The 18871-nt window shown below is 38.9% G+C and carries 15 protein-coding genes and 1 tRNA gene; 10 read left to right on the forward strand and 6 right to left on the reverse strand.

What is annotated here, in order from left to right; genetic code table 11:
* The first annotated feature begins 85 nt into the window (after nucleotides 1-85).
* The 4 genes from dnaJ to lepA all read left to right on the forward strand — a co-directional run bounded on the left by dnaJ (nucleotide 86) and on the right by lepA (nucleotide 6949).
* Nucleotides 86-1228: a molecular chaperone DnaJ gene (dnaJ, locus tag CER18_RS00530; RefSeq protein ID WP_100128165.1), complete on the forward strand. Its 1143-nt coding sequence runs from the start codon at nucleotides 86-88 to the stop codon at nucleotides 1226-1228.
* 1201 nt (nucleotides 1229-2429) lie between these two features.
* Nucleotides 2430-3335, forward strand: coding sequence for an acetylglutamate kinase (argB, locus tag CER18_RS00535; RefSeq protein WP_100128166.1), 906 nt, complete (start codon nucleotides 2430-2432; stop codon nucleotides 3333-3335).
* Between the two features lie 32 nt (nucleotides 3336-3367).
* Nucleotides 3368-4282, forward strand: a complete 915-nt coding sequence (locus CER18_RS00540) for a DMT family transporter (RefSeq protein ID WP_100128167.1) — start codon at nucleotides 3368-3370, stop codon at nucleotides 4280-4282.
* An 861-nt stretch (nucleotides 4283-5143) separates the two neighbouring features.
* Nucleotides 5144-6949, forward strand: a complete 1806-nt coding sequence (lepA, locus tag CER18_RS00550) for a translation elongation factor 4 (RefSeq protein ID WP_100128247.1) — start codon at nucleotides 5144-5146, stop codon at nucleotides 6947-6949.
* Between the two features lie 566 nt (nucleotides 6950-7515).
* Here lepA and dapD read toward each other — a convergent pair.
* Nucleotides 7516-8376 carry a 2,3,4,5-tetrahydropyridine-2,6-dicarboxylate N-succinyltransferase gene (gene dapD / locus CER18_RS00555; RefSeq protein ID WP_100128169.1) on the reverse strand — a complete coding sequence of 287 codons (861 nt, stop codon included), beginning with the start codon at nucleotides 8374-8376 and terminating at the stop codon, nucleotides 7516-7518.
* 106 nt (nucleotides 8377-8482) lie between these two features.
* Here dapD and CER18_RS00560 point away from each other — a divergent pair, with 106 nt between their 5' ends.
* Entirely contained in the window at nucleotides 8483-9346 is an 864-nt protein-coding gene (locus CER18_RS00560; RefSeq protein ID WP_100128170.1) for an LOG family protein, read from the forward strand.
* Between the two features lie 32 nt (nucleotides 9347-9378).
* On the opposite strand, the gene truA is transcribed toward CER18_RS00560, so the two are convergent.
* The 3 genes from truA to def are packed head-to-tail and all read right to left on the reverse strand — an operon-like array spanning nucleotide 9379 to nucleotide 11589.
* Complete coding sequence (gene truA, locus CER18_RS00565; RefSeq protein ID WP_100128171.1) at nucleotides 9379-10122, reverse strand: tRNA pseudouridine(38-40) synthase TruA; 744 nt, start codon at nucleotides 10120-10122, stop codon at nucleotides 9379-9381.
* 1 nt (nucleotide 10123) lies between these two features.
* On the reverse strand, nucleotides 10124-11053 hold the full coding sequence (fmt, locus tag CER18_RS00570; RefSeq protein WP_100128172.1) for a methionyl-tRNA formyltransferase: 930 nt from the start codon (nucleotides 11051-11053) through the stop codon (nucleotides 10124-10126).
* Nucleotides 11053-11589, reverse strand: coding sequence for a peptide deformylase (gene def, locus CER18_RS00575; RefSeq protein WP_100128173.1), 537 nt, complete (start codon nucleotides 11587-11589; stop codon nucleotides 11053-11055). The genes fmt and def overlap by 1 nt, the downstream gene beginning before the upstream one ends.
* 91 nt (nucleotides 11590-11680) lie before the next feature.
* Here def and CER18_RS00580 point away from each other — a divergent pair, with 91 nt between their 5' ends.
* On the forward strand, nucleotides 11681-12862 hold the full coding sequence (locus tag CER18_RS00580) for a DNA recombination protein RmuC (RefSeq protein ID WP_100128174.1): 1182 nt from the start codon (nucleotides 11681-11683) through the stop codon (nucleotides 12860-12862).
* A gap of 119 nt (nucleotides 12863-12981) precedes the next feature.
* Nucleotides 12982-13569: a hypothetical protein gene (locus CER18_RS00585; protein ID WP_100128175.1), complete on the forward strand. Its 588-nt coding sequence runs from the start codon at nucleotides 12982-12984 to the stop codon at nucleotides 13567-13569.
* A 732-nt stretch (nucleotides 13570-14301) separates the two neighbouring features.
* Here CER18_RS00585 and CER18_RS00590 read toward each other — a convergent pair.
* Together CER18_RS00590 and CER18_RS00595 are read right to left on the reverse strand one after the other, a co-directional pair.
* Nucleotides 14302-14377 (reverse strand) — tRNA-Ala (locus CER18_RS00590).
* Between the two features lie 109 nt (nucleotides 14378-14486).
* The gene (locus tag CER18_RS00595) at nucleotides 14487-14867 is read right to left on the reverse strand and encodes a TIGR02300 family protein (RefSeq protein WP_100128176.1); all 381 of its coding nucleotides are present in this window, start codon (nucleotides 14865-14867) and stop codon (nucleotides 14487-14489) included.
* Between the two features lie 186 nt (nucleotides 14868-15053).
* On the opposite strand from CER18_RS00595, the gene aroA reads away from it, so the two are divergent.
* The 3 genes from aroA (at nucleotide 15054) to rpsA (ending at nucleotide 18860) form a co-directional block, all read left to right on the forward strand.
* Nucleotides 15054-16382, forward strand: coding sequence for a 3-phosphoshikimate 1-carboxyvinyltransferase (gene aroA / locus CER18_RS00600; RefSeq protein ID WP_100128177.1), 1329 nt, complete (start codon nucleotides 15054-15056; stop codon nucleotides 16380-16382).
* Nucleotides 16379-17026 carry a (d)CMP kinase gene (gene cmk, locus CER18_RS00605; protein ID WP_100128178.1) on the forward strand — a complete coding sequence of 216 codons (648 nt, stop codon included), beginning with the start codon at nucleotides 16379-16381 and terminating at the stop codon, nucleotides 17024-17026. Before aroA ends, cmk begins: the two co-directional genes overlap by 4 nt.
* 133 nt (nucleotides 17027-17159) lie before the next feature.
* Nucleotides 17160-18860 (forward strand): 30S ribosomal protein S1, encoded by a 1701-nt coding sequence (gene rpsA / locus CER18_RS00610; protein ID WP_100128179.1) that lies wholly within the window; start codon nucleotides 17160-17162, stop codon nucleotides 18858-18860.
* The last annotated feature ends 11 nt before the right edge of the window (nucleotides 18861-18871 follow it).

An 18871-nucleotide genomic window follows, 5' to 3' on the forward strand; every position in this document is an offset into this window, starting at 1 on the left:
AGTTGCAACTTTGTTACTAAAAATATAAATTAAAAGCGATATTATCCATAAAAGTGGATGATAGAAAAACTATCAGGAATACATGATGAAGGTTGACTATTATGAAATTCTTGGCGTGACTCGTGAATGTGATGATAAAAAGTTGAAATCTGCTTTTCGTAAGTTGGCAATGCAATATCATCCTGATCGCAATGCTGGGGATAAAGAGGCGGAGCGAAAATTCAAAGAAATTGGCGAAGCCTATGAAGTTCTTAAAGATCCTCAAAAGCGTGCGGCTTATGATCGATTTGGTCATGCGGCCTTTGAAAATAGTGGTGGTCAAGGAGGAGGCAATCCCTTTAGCGGTTTTGCTGCTGGTAGTGGATTTGCTGATATTTTTGAAGACTTTTTTGGTGAGATCATGGGAGGTGCGCACCGTAAGCGTGGGGATGGTCGCGAACGTGGTGCAGATCTGAGTTATAATATGGAAGTGACTTTAGAAGAGGCATTTTCAGGAAAAACTGCAGAAATTAATATTCCTAGTTCGCTCACGTGCGATGTTTGTGAAGGTTCAGGAGCGAGAAAGGGCTCTAGACCACAAGTTTGTGGAACATGTCATGGATCTGGTCGTGTGCGTGCTGCACAAGGTTTCTTTTCTATTGAGCGCACATGTCCTACATGTCATGGACGTGGTGAAACGATTACGGATCCATGTCCTAAATGTCAGGGGACACGACGTATAGAGAAAAAACGTTCATTGAGCGTGAATATTCCAGCTGGTATTGAAGATGGGACGCGTATTCGTCTTTCTGGTGAGGGGGATGCCGGTATTCGTGGTGGTCCTAATGGTGATCTTTATATTTTTCTTTCCGTTAAACCGCATGAATTTTTTCAGCGCGAAGGAGCAGATCTTCACTGTCGCGTTCCTATTTCAATGGTAACAGCGGCTTTAGGAGGGGAGTTTGAAGTTTCTGACCTTGATGGTGTTAAAGCACGTGTTAAGATTCCAGAGGGGACACAAAATGGACGTCAATTCCGCCTTAAAGGCAAAGGTATGCCCATGTTGCGCCGTCAGCAAGAAAGGGGTGACCTTTACATCCATATCTCGATTGAAACACCGCAGAAACTCACGCAAGAGCAACGTGAACTCTTGCAAAAATTTGAAAAACTCTCAAATCATGAAAACTCACCACAATCACATGGTTTTTTTTCCCGTATGAAAGAATTTTTTGAAAATATTTCTGGTTAAAATATGTAAATGTTATTCAGAATAAATAAGAAAACATTGTTTGAGGTTATTTTCATTAAACTTTTTATTGTCTTATCACCTTTGAAAAGCATTCTTTTGGTTTAAAAAGAAAAGAGAGAAACGATTAATTTAGTGTAAGTTCCTGCTGCGGAGAGTTTTTACATTTCATGGATAAGCCTTTCCTTTGAATATCTATAACATTAAAGGGCTTATCCATATACTGATAATATTTCTAATATTAACAGTATTTATCTTGTTGTGCCGTAAAAGCTCGTCATTTAGAGCGGTGAGACAAGCCATGTAAGCCTCTTGTTGAAGTGTTTTTTAGAAATGTGTGATTATATTCATAGAGTCTTATGTGAATAAATCACATGAGCGGTCATCAGGTGGAACCCGCCCAGTAAAAACCAGATTATTTACGGACTAAATCTCTTAAGAACCTTCTTTTTTAAAGAAAAGGAAGCAGCTAAACATTCAAAATTTTGTGTTTATCTTTCTTTTCTATGATTTTTTCACCCAAAATTCCTTTTAAAGCTCTATAATAAAACTGCAAAATAACCAGCTCCTTTTGAGTAAAGCTAAAGAAGATTTTGGGCAATCTATCTTTTCCCAATGATATAATCTCTCATTCCCGATTGTATGGGTACTATTTTCATATACTCAATCATAGTCTCTTCTAAAATATAGGTTATTTTCTCGGATAACGGTAAATTATGATTATAAACCAGTTTCTTATAATTCTCTAAAGCGCGCATTTTCATAAATTATTCAATTGATATTTTTGAATGTTCAATTTTAGATAAGATGTAAATCAAGCAATTGAGCGATTTCTATGTCGGTGACATGTTAATTTTATTATTATCTTACAAAATCAATGGTTGTATATATTCCTATTCATTGTTAAGTATCCATAAGGGTAAACTAATGAGTTGATTGCGCGGCGTAGCTTAAAAGTTTTACTCTTTGATTTTATACATAAGATCATAAAGTAATGATGTTTTTTGCGCTTATTTTTTTAATTTTTCGCTGTTAACTTTTTAAGAAAGTTGTTTTCTTGTTTCATCTCGTTATTACTTTTTCGTAATTTGAAGGAAAATTGACGGTTTTCAGGGGGATGGATAGAGTAAAGCTTTGTTTTATTGTTTTCACTTTTCCTAAATTTCACTAAGAGATAGTAAAAAGTGATGAGGAGGCTCTATTAATGGATGATGCTAAAGACAGTGCTGTCGATGTTTTGGAAAAACAAGCAGCATTTTTATCGTCTGCTTTACCTTATATGCAAAAATACGAAAATGAAACGGTTGTGGTAAAATATGGCGGTCATGCCATGGGKGATCCTGCTTTGGGACGAGCATTTGCGCGTGATATTGCTCTATTAAAGCAATCGGGGATTAATCCTGTTGTTGTTCATGGTGGTGGGCCTCAAATTGCTGAAATCTTGATGAAAATGGGGATTGAATCACGATTTGAAAACGGTCTACGGGTAACCGATGAGCGGATTGTTGAAGTGGTTGAAATGGTTTTAGCGGGTTCCATCAATAAGGAAATAGTTGCTCTTATCAATGCTGAGGGTGAATGGGCAATAGGGCTGTGTGGCAAGGATGGCAATATGGTTTTTGCCGAAAAGGCTTACAGAACTGTCATTGATCCTGATTCGCATATTGAACGTGTTTTAGATTTGGGGTTTGTTGGTGAGCCTATTGAAGTTGATCGTACATTGTTGGATCTTTTAGCTTGTTCTGAAATGATACCGGTTCTTGCTCCTGTGGCTCCAGGTCGAGATGGTAAAACTTATAATATTAATGCTGATATTTTTGCTGGAGCTATTGCGGGTGCATTAGAGGCCAAACGTCTTTTATTTCTTACCGATGTTCCTGGTGTTTTGGATAAACAAGGCAAACTTTTAAAAGAATTGACAGTTTCTGAAGCTGAGAAACTTATCAAAAATGGAACAATTTCAGGAGGCATGATTCCAAAAGTAGAGACTTGTGTGAAAGCCCTTCAAAATGGTGTAGAAGGTGTTGTTATTTTAAATGGAAAAACCCCTCATTCTGTTTTACTAGAGCTGTTTACCGAACAGGGAGTTGGAACGCTTATTGTTTCATAAATTTTACGGAACATTGGAGGAGAAGGCCTTTCATGACAAATATAAAACAGTTTAAATATCCTTTATTAAGTAAACCAGAATTGGCAATATTTGCTGCAACAATATTGTGGGGGATTACATTTTTAGTCATTCACATTGCGGTACGCTATAGCGGTCCTTTGTTTTTTGTTGGATTTCGTTTTATTGTTGCATCCTTTATATGTGGAGCAATTTTTTGGCGCTCTATAAAAGGTATAACTGTTTATGAAGTTTTTGCTGGGATGACAATTGGTTTATCCATGTTTTTTGGGTATGCTTTTCAAGCTGCAGGACTGCAAACGATTATTAGTAGTCAGTCGGCTTTTATCACAGCGCTTTATGTTCCGATGGTTCCAATCTTGCAATGGATTGTTTTTAAAAAACCTCCTCGTTTTGCCTGTTGGGTTGGTATTGTTTTCGCTTTTATTGGGCTTGTCCTTGTTTCAGGACAAAAGCCGGGAAGTTTTGATTTTTCAAAAGGTGAAATTTTGACCTTGTTGGGTGCTTTAGCGATTGCTGGAGAAGTCATACTCATCGGAATTTTTGCCAACAAGGTTGATAGTCGGCGTGTAACCATTATCCAGTTATTCTTTAGTGGTTTTTTTTCATTTGCTTGTATGCCTTTGATGGGTGAAAGCATTCCTGAATTTTCGTGGGTATGGTTTAGTATTGGTATGGGATTGGCATTAATGAGTGCTATTATTCAATTGGCTATGAATTGGGCACAAAAGTCTATTTCCCCTACGCGTGCAACACTCATTTACGCAGGTGAACCGGTATGGGCTGGTATCGTTGGGCGTTTGGCTGGAGAGCATTTATCTCCTTTAGCTTTATTGGGTGGTTTGCTTATTCTGATTGGGATCATTGTTGCTGAATTACAACCTTCACAATGGCGTAAAAAAAATAAAGCAATTGAAAAAATCGGTTAGCGATACATTTTTTCTACGATGATTGTATTACATGCGTTTTTTGCTTGCAGAGTTTTCATTTTTGAGACTTTTTTTAATATAAAGATGATGAAGAGGCTTTATAAGCTGTTCCTGCTTTTGTATGCGAAATTGGAGCAAGAGTATTTATTTTTTTTCTGATTTCTGAGACGGGAAGATCACCTTCATGGGATTAAAATATGAAGGGATAAAGATAAAAATCAGCTCTCATCTTTATTATTATTTTTAAATTTTTCTTTACAACCAAAAAACATCCAAGATAATACCTATAATGGGGATTTTGCATTGGTGCCATGTTATTTCTTTTGTTCCTTTTATGGGATTAGGCTTGCCAAGCAAAATAGAACGCTCAAAGCGGTCCCCCGTAATGTTATATATTACCGCGCTTTTTAAAAAGACAATTTTCCCAATATATATCATACTCATTGGCAGTCCACGTGAAGTTTATAAAAACCACAGAGCATCATTTCAAATCTTTTTCACAGTGAAATTAATCCAAATCACTTGTTGCTACACCATGTAAGTGGGTGGTCCATGTGGTTAAGAACGGTACAAAAAAGGCATGCCTCCTATAAATTCTTTCAAGAGTCAAAACTGTCGCAACTGTAGGTTGGCAAAGCGTGTGATGATACCGGCTTATCCGGTCTTATCAATCATCAAACAAGATGTGAAAAGATCATTTTAGTTCCTTTGGTCTTTAATTGAGTAAACAAAAGCCTTATTTTTTAGACTATGAGAAGTTGTGTTTTGAGAAAATCTTTTGATTAATATTCTTTTGAAAGGTTCTCAAAAGGACATAATTGGTCTTTGCGTTTTGTATTATTCTTTGCTAAATCGCCTTATATGACAATAGATCGTAATTATATTCGTAATTTTTCCATCGTGGCGCATATTGATCACGGCAAGTCCACTTTAGCGGATCGTTTGATTCAAATAACAGGGGGGCTTGATACACGTGAGATGAAGGAACAAGTGCTCGATTCCATGGATATTGAGCGTGAACGTGGAATTACGATTAAAGCACAAACAGTCCGTTTACACTATAAGGCAAAGAATGGTGAAACTTATATTTTAAATCTTATGGACACACCTGGACATGTGGATTTTGCTTATGAGGTTTCGCGTTCGTTGGCAGCTTGTGAAGGTTCTCTATTGGTGGTGGATGCAAGCCAAGGTGTCGAGGCGCAGACTTTGGCAAATGTTTATCAAGCCATTGATAATTCCCATGAGTTGGTCGTTGTGCTCAATAAAGTTGACCTTCCAGCAGCAGAGCCTGAGCGTGTTAAAGAACAAATTGAAGATGTGATCGGCATTGATACATCTCAAGCGGTAGAAATATCAGCAAAAACAGGTTTGGGTGTTCCAGATGTTTTGGAGGCAATTGTTACACAATTACCGCCTCCACGCACCGGCGATATTGCAAATCCCCTGAAGGCAATGTTGGTTGATAGCTGGTATGATGCATATCTTGGCGTCATTGTTTTGGTAAGGGTGATAGATGGTATTTTAAAAAAAGGTCAAACCATTCGTATGATGGGTACGGGGGCAAAATATCCCGTTGAGCGCGTTGGTGTTTTTACACCTAAAATGGTCCAGGTTGATGAGTTAGGACCAGGTGAAATTGGTTTTATCACTGCTTCTATCAAAGAGGTTGCTGATACACGTGTTGGGGATACGATTACGGAAGAGCGTCGTCCTTGTGAAAACGCTTTACCTGGTTTTAAGCCTGCGCAACCGGTTGTCTTTTGTGGACTTTTTCCAATTGATGCTGCTGATTTTGAAGATTTGCGTGCAGCCATGGGCAAATTGCGCTTAAATGATGCAAGTTTTTCTTTTGAAATGGAAACATCAGCGGCTTTGGGGTTTGGTTTTCGGTGTGGCTTTTTGGGGCTTCTTCATCTTGAAATTATTCAAGAACGGTTAGAGCGTGAGTTTAATTTAGATTTAATCGCGACAGCACCGTCAGTTGTTTATCGCATGAATATGAATGATGGTTCTGTTAAAGAATTACACAATCCAGCAGATATGCCTGATGTGGTCAAAATTTCTTCTATCGAGGAACCGTGGATCCGAGCGACAATCATGACTCCTGATAATTATCTTGGGTCAATTTTAGAACTGTGCCAAGAGCGACGTGGGATACAGGTTGATTTATCCTATGTTGGAACGCGTGCTATGGTGACGTATGATTTACCCCTGAATGAAGTTGTTTTTGATTTTTATGATCGCTTAAAATCAATCTCAAAGGGTTATGCTTCTTTTGATTATCAGATGACAGATTATGTAGAAGGGGACTTAGTTAAAATGTCTATTTTGGTGAATGGAGAGCCTATAGACGCATTGTCGATGCTTGTGCACCGTACGATTGCAGAAAAGCGCGGGCGTTCCATGTGCGAAAAGCTGAAAGATCTTATTCCCCAGCATATGTTTCAGATTCCAGTTCAAGCAGCAATTGGTGGTAAAGTTATAGCGCGTGAAACGATTCGCGCTTTGCGTAAAGATGTAACAGCAAAATGTTACGGGGGCGATGTAACACGGAAGCGCAAACTTTTGGAAAAGCAAAAAGAAGGTAAAAAACGGATGCGTCAATTTGGAAAGGTAGAAATTCCTCAGTCAGCTTTTATTCAAGCGCTTAAAATGAATAAATAATGAAAAAAACAACATTTTCCTTCATTAATTGCACTTTTGCTTTTGTCGATTGGTTCAGTTTTTAAAGAGTGCTTTTTAATGGAAATTGCGCAGTACCTATATTTTTAGGTAAAATGCTTTTTTCATTGTATCACGTTGCACACGTAAACGTAAAACGGAATGCTTTAAACAAAATATATTTATGTTGCATATTAGCGTGTTTATTTTAAAGAAATATCTCTCAGTGTACCCGACCTCATTTCACAATGGTGTTCGTAAAAAGTATAACGGTAAAGTCTTCGTGAATGACATAAAGACCTATTTGACATAATCTCTTTATATGTCATAAAAATGCATGATGCTATCATAACACTCTTTGGCGTTCAAAATGTTATGATAGCTCTTGGTGTTTAAAAACGTTCATTAAAGACATTTTTACTCTTTTTATTGAGGTGTGTCTTACGCATACACTAACGGCGTTTGTAATGCGCAAGGAAATGAGAGCGATTGCTTCAATATGAAAGGATACAATCCCTGTATTTTGGAGATGTTATTCGAGTTGAAAAACAATGAATGATCATTATAAATCAACAGTGTGTCTCATCACGTAAAAGATCGTTAATAGATGTCTTCTCTCGTGTTTTTTGATCAACCCGTTTTACGATAACAGCACAATAAAGGTTTGGACCTGCTTCACCATTTGGGAGTGGTTTTCCAGGGAGAGACCCTGGTACAACAACCGAATAGGCTGGTACTTCACCGATAAAAACTTCTCCTGTTGTACGATCAATAATTTTGGTGGATTGTCCAATAAAAACGCCCATTCCCAAAACAGCGCCTTCACGAATAATGCAGCCTTCAACAACTTCAGAGCGTGCACCAATAAAGCAGTGATCTTCAATAATGGTTGGATTTGCTTGCAGTGGTTCTAAAACACCTCCGATGCCAACACCGCCAGAAAGATGAACATGTTTGCCAATTTGTGCGCAAGAACCAACGGTTGTCCATGTATCAACCATTGTACCCTCATCGACAAAAGCACCAAGATTGATAAAGGATGGCATGAGTATGACGTTTGGTGCAACATAAGCAGAATGGCGTACAATCGCTCCAGGAACGGAACGAAACCCGGCTTTTTGAAAATCATCTTCTTTCCAACCAGAAAATTTCGAAGGAACTTTATCCCACCAATGTGTTCCATTGACACCACCAGCAATAATTTGCATAGGATTAAGCCTAAAAGAGAGTAAAACAGCTTTTTTCAACCATTGATGAACATGCCATTGCCCATTTTTTTGTCGTTCTGCAACACGAATTTCACCTTTATCAAGAAGGTTCAGTGCGTGTTCGACACTCTCACGGATTTCGCCTTTTGTGGTAGTATTGATAGAATCGCGATCATCAAATGCTTTTTCGATAATAATTTCAAGTTGTGTGAGATGTGTCATGACGAGAGTTCCGTTAAACAAGTTGAAAGCTTCAAGATTTATTCTCTATGACCTACGCGAAGAAATGTTTTCAGTCAATAAAGCGATGAGAAAGTAGGACATGTGCATGAAAAAAGGCTGTAAGGAAAAAAGAAAAGAAGAACGAGAAAATTGGACACCACTTCTTCATACGAAGGAAGCTCTACAACAGATCCATAAAGTCTCTAATTCAGCACAAATGCGTTCGCCAACTTATCGTTTAGCTTATATCGATCAAGATTTTATGATGCGTCCAGAGCTGCGCTCACAGCGTATTGGTCTTGAATTTTTAAAGCCTGAAATAACTCTTCAAGAATATGATATTCAATCAACAGTGGTTTTGTTTGGTGGTGCACGTATTCCTGAACCTAGGCAAGCAGCGTGGGCCGCAAAAAATGAAACACAAAAGAAAAATTTGTGCGCTATGTCACATTATTACGATGAAGCGAGAGAATTTGCACGTTTGTGCTCTCTCTATTCGGAAAAAACACAATACCGTGAATTTGTGGTTGTCACAGGAGGCGGACCAGGGATCATGGAAGCAGGCAATCGTGGCGCTTGTGATGTGGGAGCTCCAACGATTGGCTTGAATATTATTTTACCCCATGAACAGGAGCCTAATTCATATGTATCTCCGCATTTGTGTTTCAATTTTCACTATTTGGGGATGCGAAAAATGCATTTTTTACTACGCGCGAAAGCATTAGCTATTTTTCCTGGAGGATTTGGGACTCTGGATGAGTTGTTTGAGACGTTAACTTTAATACAAACAGGACGTATGAAGCAGGTACCAATTTTATTGTTTGGCAAAGAATTTTGGAACAATGCTATCAATTTTGAATATTTAGCTTCGCAAGGTACAATCTCTCCTAGTGATGTTAATTTGGTAAAATTTGTCAATACAGCAGCAGAAGCTTTCAAAGAAATTCGTTCTTTTTATAAACTGCCTTAATTGCTTTTGAAAAAGTCATTTTTATGAGACAGTTAATATTCTACTTTAGTCAAATAAAGTCCTGAAGGGGGAGCAACAACACCACAACGTTTACGATCTTTAGCATGAAGAGCTGCTTCAAGATCGTGAGCTGTCCAACGTCCAATACCCACTTCCATGAGGCTTCCTGCGAATGAACGGATTTGATGATGAAGAAAAGAGCGGGCTTTCGCATAGATAAAGATTTCTTCTCCTTCTCTTTGAACATCGAGGCGTTCAAGGGTCCGAATAGGGCTTTTGGCTTGGCAATGTGCTGAACGGAAAGTTGTAAAATCATGTTGTCCTACAAGCTTTTGAGCCGCTTCATGCATAGTTTCAACATTAAGAGGTTTTGGCAACCACCACACGCGTTTAGCATTTAAAGCTGGTGGCGAGCGACGATTGAGAATTTTAAAAAGATAATGACGTTTTATAGCGGAAAATCGTGCATCAAAGTCATCAGGAACATTTTCTACATTTAAGATTGAAATTGCTTCCCCCTGTTGACGTAAAAGAGCATTGAGCGCATCCCGTACAGTATGGGAAGGCCAGTTTTTTATGAAATCAACATGGGCAACTTGTCCCGTAGCATGCACTCCTGCATCCGTTCGACCCGCTGTTGTAATGGTTAATTGTTGTCCGCTAAAGCGAAAAATTACCTGCTCAAGAGCTCCTTGTATCGTGTGAAGCGCTACTTGACGTTGCCAACCAGCATAATTTGAACCATCATATTCAAGAGTGAGTTTAAAGCGTGACATTTTAAAAAACAGTAGAAATATGAGCACCTCGCAAAAAGGTTGCGCTATCAAGAATTTTACCGCCAGATCTTTGGAGAGAAGTTATTTCTATCCGTCCTTGTCCGCAATGGATAATCAAAGAATTTGGTTCTATTCGGCCAATTTCAAGAGAAGTTCCGGTTGCTAAGCGACTATCAAGAATTTTTATGCGTTCTTCTCGTCCACTGATATTCATATTGCACCAGCAACCAGGAGAGGGAGAAAGCGCACGGATATGCCTATGAATAAACTCTGCTGGCTTTGTCCAATCAATGCGGGTTTCTTCTTTTTTTATTTTGGCAGCATAGGTTATACCTTCTTCTGATTGTGGGGTCAGTTTGAGTTGTCCTTTTTCTAGATTTGATAGAGCTTCTATCATAAGTTTTGCACCAATATGTGAAAGTTTGTTTGAAAGCTCAGAAGTAGTGGTGCTATCAGTGATGGGAATGGAGCGTGAGAGAGCGATAGATCCTGTATCAAGTCCTTCGTCCATTTTCATGATCATTATCCCTGTTTCCTTATCACCAGCCATAATTGCTCTCTGGATAGGCGCAGCACCCCGCCACCGTGGTAAGAGTGAGGCGTGGATATTAAAACAACCAAAACGCGGTGTTTCAAGAATAGCTTTGGGTAACAGGAGTCCATAAGCCACGACAATAGCAGCATCAACACAAAGTGCTGCAAATTGGGCTTGTTGTTCGGCTGTTTTGAGTGTTTGGGGTGTAAAGGTAGGAATAGATTTTTCTTCTGCTGCATTTTGCACAGGCGAGGGAATAAGTTTAAGCCCCCGACGTCCTGCTGGACGCGGAGGTTGGCTATAAACGGCAACAACATCATGACCAGCATTCAATAAAGCATGTAAAATGGGAACAGAAAAATCTGGTGTTCCCATAAAACTCAACCGTAATGCCATTACAAAACTGCTTCCTGCGTCATTTTTTCTTTTGCGCGTTTTTTAAATTTTCGTATCACCATATCACGTTTGATTTTTGAAATATGATCGATAAACAGACGGCCATCTAAATGATCAATTTCATGCTGCAAGCAAGTTGCCAACAGATCATCTGCTTCAATTTCTTTTTGTTGTCCTTCACGGTTCTGATAGCGAATACGCAGGCGTTTAGGGCGTTCAACTTCCGCAAAATAGTCAGGAATAGAAAGACAACCTTCTTTATAAATATTGCGCTCATCTGAAAGCCATAAAATCTCAGGGTTGATAATAACAAGTGGTTTTTTCTGCTCATCTTCGCAATTACCAGAGACATCTATAACCAACATGCGCAGCGGTATTCCAATTTGAATAGCAGCAAGACCAATGCCTTTAGCATGATACATGGTTTCCAACATATCATCCGCAAGCTTTTGGAGAGCAGTATCGACCTGTTCAACAGGTTTGGATATTTCCCGTAAAATCGGATCTGGTAAAGTAACTAAAGATCTCATTGGCATGGAGAAGAGATTAATCAATGGTTTGTTATTGGTCAATATTGAATAACGGATTCTTGCGCTTTTTTACGATAAGAGCTTTATATTACTGTTTATGTTTGATTCGTTTTTTTCTATACTCGCTGGTGAGCTTTTTTCCAAACTAATGCTGTTGCTTTTATTTATACTTGTCTGTTTGGCATTTTTTATGCTGATACATTCTCATCGAAAAAAAGCACTTTTGGAAAATGAGATTGCTGAACGCACGCGTGAGGCACAAATTCAGATGGCTACTTTGCTGAAGACACAAGCTGAAATGCAAGGGCGCATGCAAACGATGGCTGAAATTTTTGGTCAAAGACAGGCTGAATTGAATAAGTCACTCAGTGAGCAACTCAATGGCATGACAGCCAATATAGGTCAAACACTTCAGGTACAGACCAAATCCACTTATGAGAATTTGAATCGTTTGCAAGAGCGTTTAGCCGTCATTGATGCAGCACAAAATAATATTCAATCGCTTACGGGACAAGTTGTGCAATTGCAATCCATTTTAAGCAATAAGCAGACACGAGGTACTTTTGGTCAGGGGCGGATGGAAGCAATTATTGCTGATGCCTTACCAGCAAATGCTTATGCTTTTCAGGCTGCTCTTTCAAATGGAAAGCGGCCAGATTGTCTCATTCACATGCCAAATAAAGCACCTTCTCTTGTTGTAGATGCTAAATTTCCTCTGGAATCTTGGAATAGCATGCGTAAAGCAACAACAGCTCAAGAACGTCAAGAGGCAGAACGCCAATTTCGCACCAATATGGAAGTTCATATCCATGATATTGCGCAAAAATACTTAATTCCTGGAGAAACCCATGACACCGCTTTTCTTTTTGTACCATCGGAATCGATTTTTGCAACAATTTATGAGGACTTTGAGCCATTGGTACAAAAAGCCAATAGAGCCCATGTCATTATTGTTTCACCGTCTTTGTTGATGCTTTCTGTTCAAGTTGTACAAACTATTATGAAAGATGCGCGGATGCGTGAACAAGCGCATTTAATTCAATCAGAAGTGGCAAAATTGATGGCAGACTTTGGACGAATGGATGCGCGTGTTCGCGCACTACAGAAACATTTTCACAAAGCAGGTGAAGATATAGAGGGAATTTTAATATCGTCCTCAAAAATTATGAAACGAGCAAATCGCATTGAAACAGTCGAATTAAAAGAAAATTACTCTGAACCAGCAAAAATAACAACACCGGCTCAGTCGCAAACATTGCGTTTGGTTGATGAAGAATAAAGTGAAGCAAGATTCTTAATGATCACAAGTTAAGATTAAAATCGTGTTCTTTATTGATTGGTAATAATTTTTTAGTATCTTTATCTTGTTTTATTTCTTAAACGAGAGGGATAGGGAATATGCGACACCTTTTGTTTTTAGGGGCACTGGTGTTTCTGCTAGGGGGCTGTGCAACAACCGCTCCCATCCATACAAACAATGCTTGCGCTATTTTAGCACAAAAAAATGGTTTTTTTGATAATTGGGGTAGGGCGTCTCAAAGAGCAGAAATGCGCTATGGAATTCCTATGCCGATTATTCTTGCAACCATTAATATGGAATCGAGCTTTCGTCATAATGCACGTCCTCCACGCAAAAAACTACTTGGTTTTATTCCATGGAAGCGTCGGTCGACAGCTTATGGTTATTCTCAAGCACTTGATAGTACGTGGGCAATGTATCTTCGCTCTACAGGAAAATCTTTTGCATGGCGTACGAATTTTGCAGATGCTGCTGATTTTGTTGCTTGGTATCATCGCCAAAGTGTTCAACGCAATGGGGTAAGGTTTGATGATGCCTATAGCCTTTATTTAAATTATCATATGGGGCATGGTGCTTATGCACGTAGTGGCGGGCATGTCAGTGCTTCGCTTTCACAGGCAGCACAGCGCATGGCAAGGATGTCTAGGCTCTATGAACAACAATTAAAGAGATGTGGATGGCGTTAAGAAGAATTCTAAAAGTTTCAACTAGGGAATTGGTGGGATAAAACTGATTTGGGAGCAAAGTTTCTCATAATGTGATAAGACAGAGTCGTTCTTCCGATTGTCCAATGAAATAAATTGTTATTTTTTTTAAATAAACTCAAACGGCAGAAAGCTTTTGCAATACACAATATATTTGAAAATATTCTCGATATTTTTATCCTCTTTGTTCAAAGAATTTATATCTATTCAAAAAAATTACAATGGATACTATCTTCCATTGGACGCTAGCATTTAACTCTGGTTGAAATACTAGAGATAAATTTTTAAAATTTTTAGAACATTTAATACGACTAAAAACACTCGAAAAAAGTTCTGATTCGCAATAATTGAGAAATATATCCTGTTCCCAAGTCTTTATTTAAGTAGCACGCGCCTTTTAAAAAAATATCGATAATCAGCATATTATGATTTTACAGAAATTTTGTAGCGGGGGGAGCTAAGATTTTGTTTTTTAAAATAATTGCGTAGGCTAAACAGTGCACTTTTTATTTCTGTACAAAGCATAAAAGACGTCACTTACGTTTCATTACTATGACAGTAAAATTTGACAATCCAACAAACAATTAGAAATCTATTATAGTGCTGAAAGAAGCGTGCATGAATAGATTTATAGTTACAGAACACATAACCTTTTTAAATTGGTCACACATTCTCCGCTATAAACTGATTTCTTGATTGAATAGTTTGTTCCTTTGGTGGAGCTAAGCGGGATCGAACCGCTGACCTCTTGCATGCCATGCAAGCGCTCTCCCAGCTGAGCTATAGCCCCTATAAAAACAAATTTTCCCCAAAAGGACAGTCTATAATTTCAACTTTTTTAAAACGAGAAAAATTGAAGATCAAGAAGAATTTACATTCAACGGAAAAGATGCCTTCTTTTAAGCATCGTCATCATTAGAAACGCCGCCTCCGAGAATATCAGTAACATCATCATCTTCATCGTCATCGTCGTGAGATAAAAACGTATCATCGTCATCACCAAGATCGACATCACCATCTTCCAAATCAGGAAGATCGTCATCTTTAGAACCGTCATCATCCTCTTCAAGAAGCATAAAAGCAGATTTTTCAAGCGCTGTATCAAGCTCTTCGGTATCCACTTCTTCTTCATTATTTGCTTCAGCTGCCGCAACCTCAAAATAAGAACGCGGATAAGAAATTCCTGTATAGGGTGACACAATCGGATCGCGATTTAGATCGTAAAACTTTTTTCCTGTTTCTGGATCAACACGTTTTGTTCCAAGTTCTTGTTTTGCCATAAACCGTGCCTCTTTGATTAACTACATTCCATTAAAAGATAAATTTTATGGTGCTTAATCGAAAAATAATACCTTTGTCAAAGATAAATACACTGTTCCACGTAGATTTTTTCATGACGTCCTTTAAAGCATGTGCTAAAGGAAGCATAATTTCATAAAAGTTAGATAAAATTAAATAGAATTTCCATGCAAAAAGCAATCCCTATAACTGCCTATAAATCGAGTAGTCTCTCTGGAAAAATTCGAATACCAGGAGATAAATCAATCTCTCATCGCTCTCTTATATTGGGAGGGTTAGCAAATGGAGAAACATATATCCATGGATTACTTGAAAGTGCTGATGTACTCAATACAGCTGCTGCTATGCAAGCTATGGGTGCTTGTATGATTAAGAAAGATGATTTCTGGATTGTACGAGGAACAGGAAATGGTTGCCTTTTAGCCGCACAAGAACCTTTAGACTTTGGGAATGCTGGAACAGGTGCTCGTTTGGTTATGGGCATGGTTGGCCCTTATCATATGAAAACAACTTTTGTTGGTGATGCGTCTCTCTCTAAACGTCCTATGGGACGTATCCTTGATCCCTTACGTCTTATGGGGGTGGAAATTGAGGCAACACACGGCGGTCATCTTCCTTTAACGCTTTATGGCCCCAAAATGGCTAATCCGATTCGCTACCGTGTTCCAATAGCTTCCTCTCAAGTTAAATCAGCGGTTCTACTTGCTGGACTCAATACCGCCGGCATTACAACGGTTATTGAACCGGTTCTAACACGCGATCATACGGAAAAAATGTTAAAAGCTTTCGGGGCTAAACTTGAAATAGAAAGAGATAAAGAAGGTGCGCGTTTAATTCATCTTTATGGTCAACCCCATCTGACTGGACAAACGATTCATATTCCAGGTGATCCTTCTTCTGCTGCTTTTCCAATTATCGCAGCTCTTCTTGTAGAAGATTCTGATATCACCATTGAAAATGTTCTAATAAACAATTCTCGAATAGGGTTTATTGAAACATTGTGGGAAATGGGCGCTCACATTGAATTTTTGAATCAACGCCAAACAGGTGGAGAGGATGTAGCTGATTTACGGATAAAGTCATCGATCCTGAAAGGTGTTACTGTGCCTAAAGAACGTGCTCCATCGATGATTGATGAATACCCTGCTTTGGCGGTCGCAGCAGCCTTTGCAGAAGGTAAAACAGTTATGCTAGGAATTGAGGAATTGCGTGTTAAAGAATCAGATCGACTGTCTGCTGTTGCCCAAGGATTGAAGATTAATTGTGTAGAGTGTGAAGAAGGTCAAGATTTTCTTGTTGTTTATGGGAAAGGTTCTGCCAAAGATTTGGGTGGTGGACATGTTACCACACATCTTGATCATCGCATTGCTATGTGCTTTCTCATCTTTGGGCTTGTATCAGAAAAACCTGTTACCATTGATGATAAAAGAATGATTGCTACGAGCTTTCCAGAATTTATACCTTTTATAAAACAACTTGGGGGAAAAATCGTTTGAAGCCTTTTGTTATTGCCATTGATGGACCTGCAGCATCAGGCAAAGGAACCTTAGCCCGCAAAATTGCGGCACATTATCATCTTCATCATCTGGATACAGGGCTTACTTATCGAGGTGTTGCTCATGCGCTTTTACAACACAATTTAGCTCTTGATGATGAAAAAAATGCTATCACTTATGCTCAAGAACTTGATTTTAATACCTTAAATCTTACTCTTCTTTCTTCTCATGAACTTGGTGAAGCGGCTTCAAAAATAGCACTTAATCCTGCTATACGCAAAATTCTTGTCGAAAAACAACGTAGTTTTGCCAAAACTTTACCTGGAAGCGTGCTCGATGGACGAGATATTGGCACTATCGTTTGTCCTGATGCCGATATCAAGTTTTATGTTCTAGCCAATGTTCAAACACGTGCCAAACGTCGCTACCAAGAGATCTTAAAAACGGGGAGGCAAGCAAATTATCATGAAATCCTTAGCGATCTTGAACAGCGAGACAGTCGCGATATAACGCGCAAACAAAGCCCCCTAAAACCAGCAAAAAACGCCCACTTGCTTGATACGTCAGAATTGAGTATAGAAGCAACATTTGCAATTGCATGTAGTTTTATTGATCCACGCATAAAAATGCATATAATTGGATAAATTCGTTAAGGTAACTTCCAGCCTAGCGCTAACTTTTGTTCCTTATATTCAAGGAAAAAGGCGGGTGGTTGCCCATGTTAACACTAACCTAGCGCTCATACCTTATAGAATAAGGTATATATTAGGAGTTCTTATGTCACAATACAATCCCACAACAGCGGATTTTGAAGCCCTTTTAACAGAATCTTTTCAAACCAATGATCTTAATGAAGGATCTGTTGTTAAAGGTCGTGTTATTGCAATCGAAAAAGACATGGCCATTATTGATGCTGGACTTAAAGTCGAAGGACGTATTCCTCTCAAAGAATTTGGAGCTAAAGCAAAAGATGGTTCTTTGCAAGTTGGCGATGAAGTTGAGGTTTATATTGAACGCATTGAAAATGCGATGGGTGAAGCTGTTTTATCGCGTGAAAAAGCACGGCGTGAGGAAAGTTGGGTCCGTTTAGAGGAAAAATTCAATGCTGGTGCACGCGTTGAGGGCGTTATCTTTAGCCAAGTAAAAGGTGGTTTTACAGTTGATCTTGATGGTGCTGTTGCTTTCTTGCCGCGCAGCCAAGTTGATATTCGTCCCATTCGTGATGTTTCACCTCTCATGCATAATGCACAATCCTTTGAAATTTTGAAGATGGATCGTCGTCGTGGCAATATTGTGGTCTCACGTCGTACTGTCTTAGAAGAAAGCCGCGCTGAGCAACGTTCAGAAATCGTACAAAATCTTGAAGAAAACCAAATCGTTGAAGGTGTGGTGAAAAATATCACAGATTATGGTGCTTTTGTTGATCTTGGTGGGATTGATGGTCTCTTACACGTTACAGATATGGCATGGCGGCGTGTTAATCATCCATCTGAAGTGCTCACAATTGGTCAAACGATTAAAGTTCAGATTATTCGTATCAATCAAGATACACACCGTATTTCTCTTGGAATGAAACAGCTTGAAAGTGATCCTTGGGAAAGCATCAGTGTCCGCTATCCAATTGGTAAAAAAATTACGGGTGCTGTTACCAATATTACCGATTACGGTGGTTTTGTTGAAATTGAACCAGGAATTGAAGGATTGATCCATGTTTCTGAAATGAGCTGGACAAAGAAAAATGTTCATCCTGGAAAAATTCTATCTACATCACAAGAAGTAGAAGTGGTTGTTCTTGAAATTGATCCTTCTAAACGGCGTATTTCTCTTGGCTTAAAGCAAACATTTGAAAATCCATGGGAAGCTTTTGCCAATAAATTTCCTGTCAATTCACAAATTGAGGGAGAGGTTAAAAATAAAACAGAATTTGGTCTGTTTATTGGGCTTGAAGGCGATGTTGATGGTATGGTTCATCTCTCTGATCTTGATTGGAACCGTCCTGGTGAACAAGTCATTGATACATACAATAAAGGCGATATCGTTAAAGCCGTGGTTTTGGATGTTGACATTGAAAAAGAGCGTATTTCTCTTGGAATTAAGCAACTTTCCAGCGATAAAGTTGGAGAAGCGGCCGCTTCTGGCGAATTGCGAAAAGGTGCTGTTGTAACCTGTGAAGTGATTGCTGTTAACGACAATGACATTGATGTGAAATTGATTGACCACAATCTTGAGACAGCTATTCGGCGTGCTGACTTAGCGCGTGATCGTGATGAACAACGGCCTGAGCGTTTTGCAATTGGGCAAAAGGTTGATGCGCGCATCACAGCATTTGATAAAAAAACACGTAAAATTTCAGTATCGATCAAAGCATTAGAAATTGCTGAGGAAAAAGAAGCTGTTGCCCAATATGGTTCAAGAGACTCAGGGGCTTCTCTTGGCGATATTCTCGGTGCAGCTTTGAAAAAACAAGAACAAGATTAATCATCAATCAT

It is taken from the genome of Bartonella tribocorum, from assembly GCF_002777915.1.
Taxonomy (GTDB): domain Bacteria; phylum Pseudomonadota; class Alphaproteobacteria; order Rhizobiales; family Rhizobiaceae; genus Bartonella; species Bartonella tribocorum_A.

Coding starts and splice junctions, on each gene's coding strand:
- CER18_RS00585 (WP_100128175.1), top strand. CDS start 12,982: ATGCGACACCTTTTGTTTTTAGGGGCACTGGTGTTTCTGCTAGGGGGC.
- truA (WP_100128171.1), bottom strand. CDS start 10,122: ATGTCACGCTTTAAACTCACTCTTGAATATGATGGTTCAAATTATGCT.
- CER18_RS00580 (WP_100128174.1), top strand. CDS start 11,681: ATGTTTGATTCGTTTTTTTCTATACTCGCTGGTGAGCTTTTTTCCAAA.
- dnaJ (WP_100128165.1), top strand. CDS start 86: ATGAAGGTTGACTATTATGAAATTCTTGGCGTGACTCGTGAATGTGAT.
- rpsA (WP_100128179.1), top strand. CDS start 17,160: ATGTCACAATACAATCCCACAACAGCGGATTTTGAAGCCCTTTTAACA.
- CER18_RS00560 (WP_100128170.1), top strand. CDS start 8,483: ATGAAAAAAGGCTGTAAGGAAAAAAGAAAAGAAGAACGAGAAAATTGG.
- fmt (WP_100128172.1), bottom strand. CDS start 11,053: ATGGCATTACGGTTGAGTTTTATGGGAACACCAGATTTTTCTGTTCCC.
- lepA (WP_100128247.1), top strand. CDS start 5,144: ATGACAATAGATCGTAATTATATTCGTAATTTTTCCATCGTGGCGCAT.
- dapD (WP_100128169.1), bottom strand. CDS start 8,376: ATGACACATCTCACACAACTTGAAATTATTATCGAAAAAGCATTTGAT.
- CER18_RS00540 (WP_100128167.1), top strand. CDS start 3,368: ATGACAAATATAAAACAGTTTAAATATCCTTTATTAAGTAAACCAGAA.
- aroA (WP_100128177.1), top strand. CDS start 15,054: ATGCAAAAAGCAATCCCTATAACTGCCTATAAATCGAGTAGTCTCTCT.
- def (WP_100128173.1), bottom strand. CDS start 11,589: ATGCCAATGAGATCTTTAGTTACTTTACCAGATCCGATTTTACGGGAA.
- CER18_RS00595 (WP_100128176.1), bottom strand. CDS start 14,867: ATGGCAAAACAAGAACTTGGAACAAAACGTGTTGATCCAGAAACAGGA.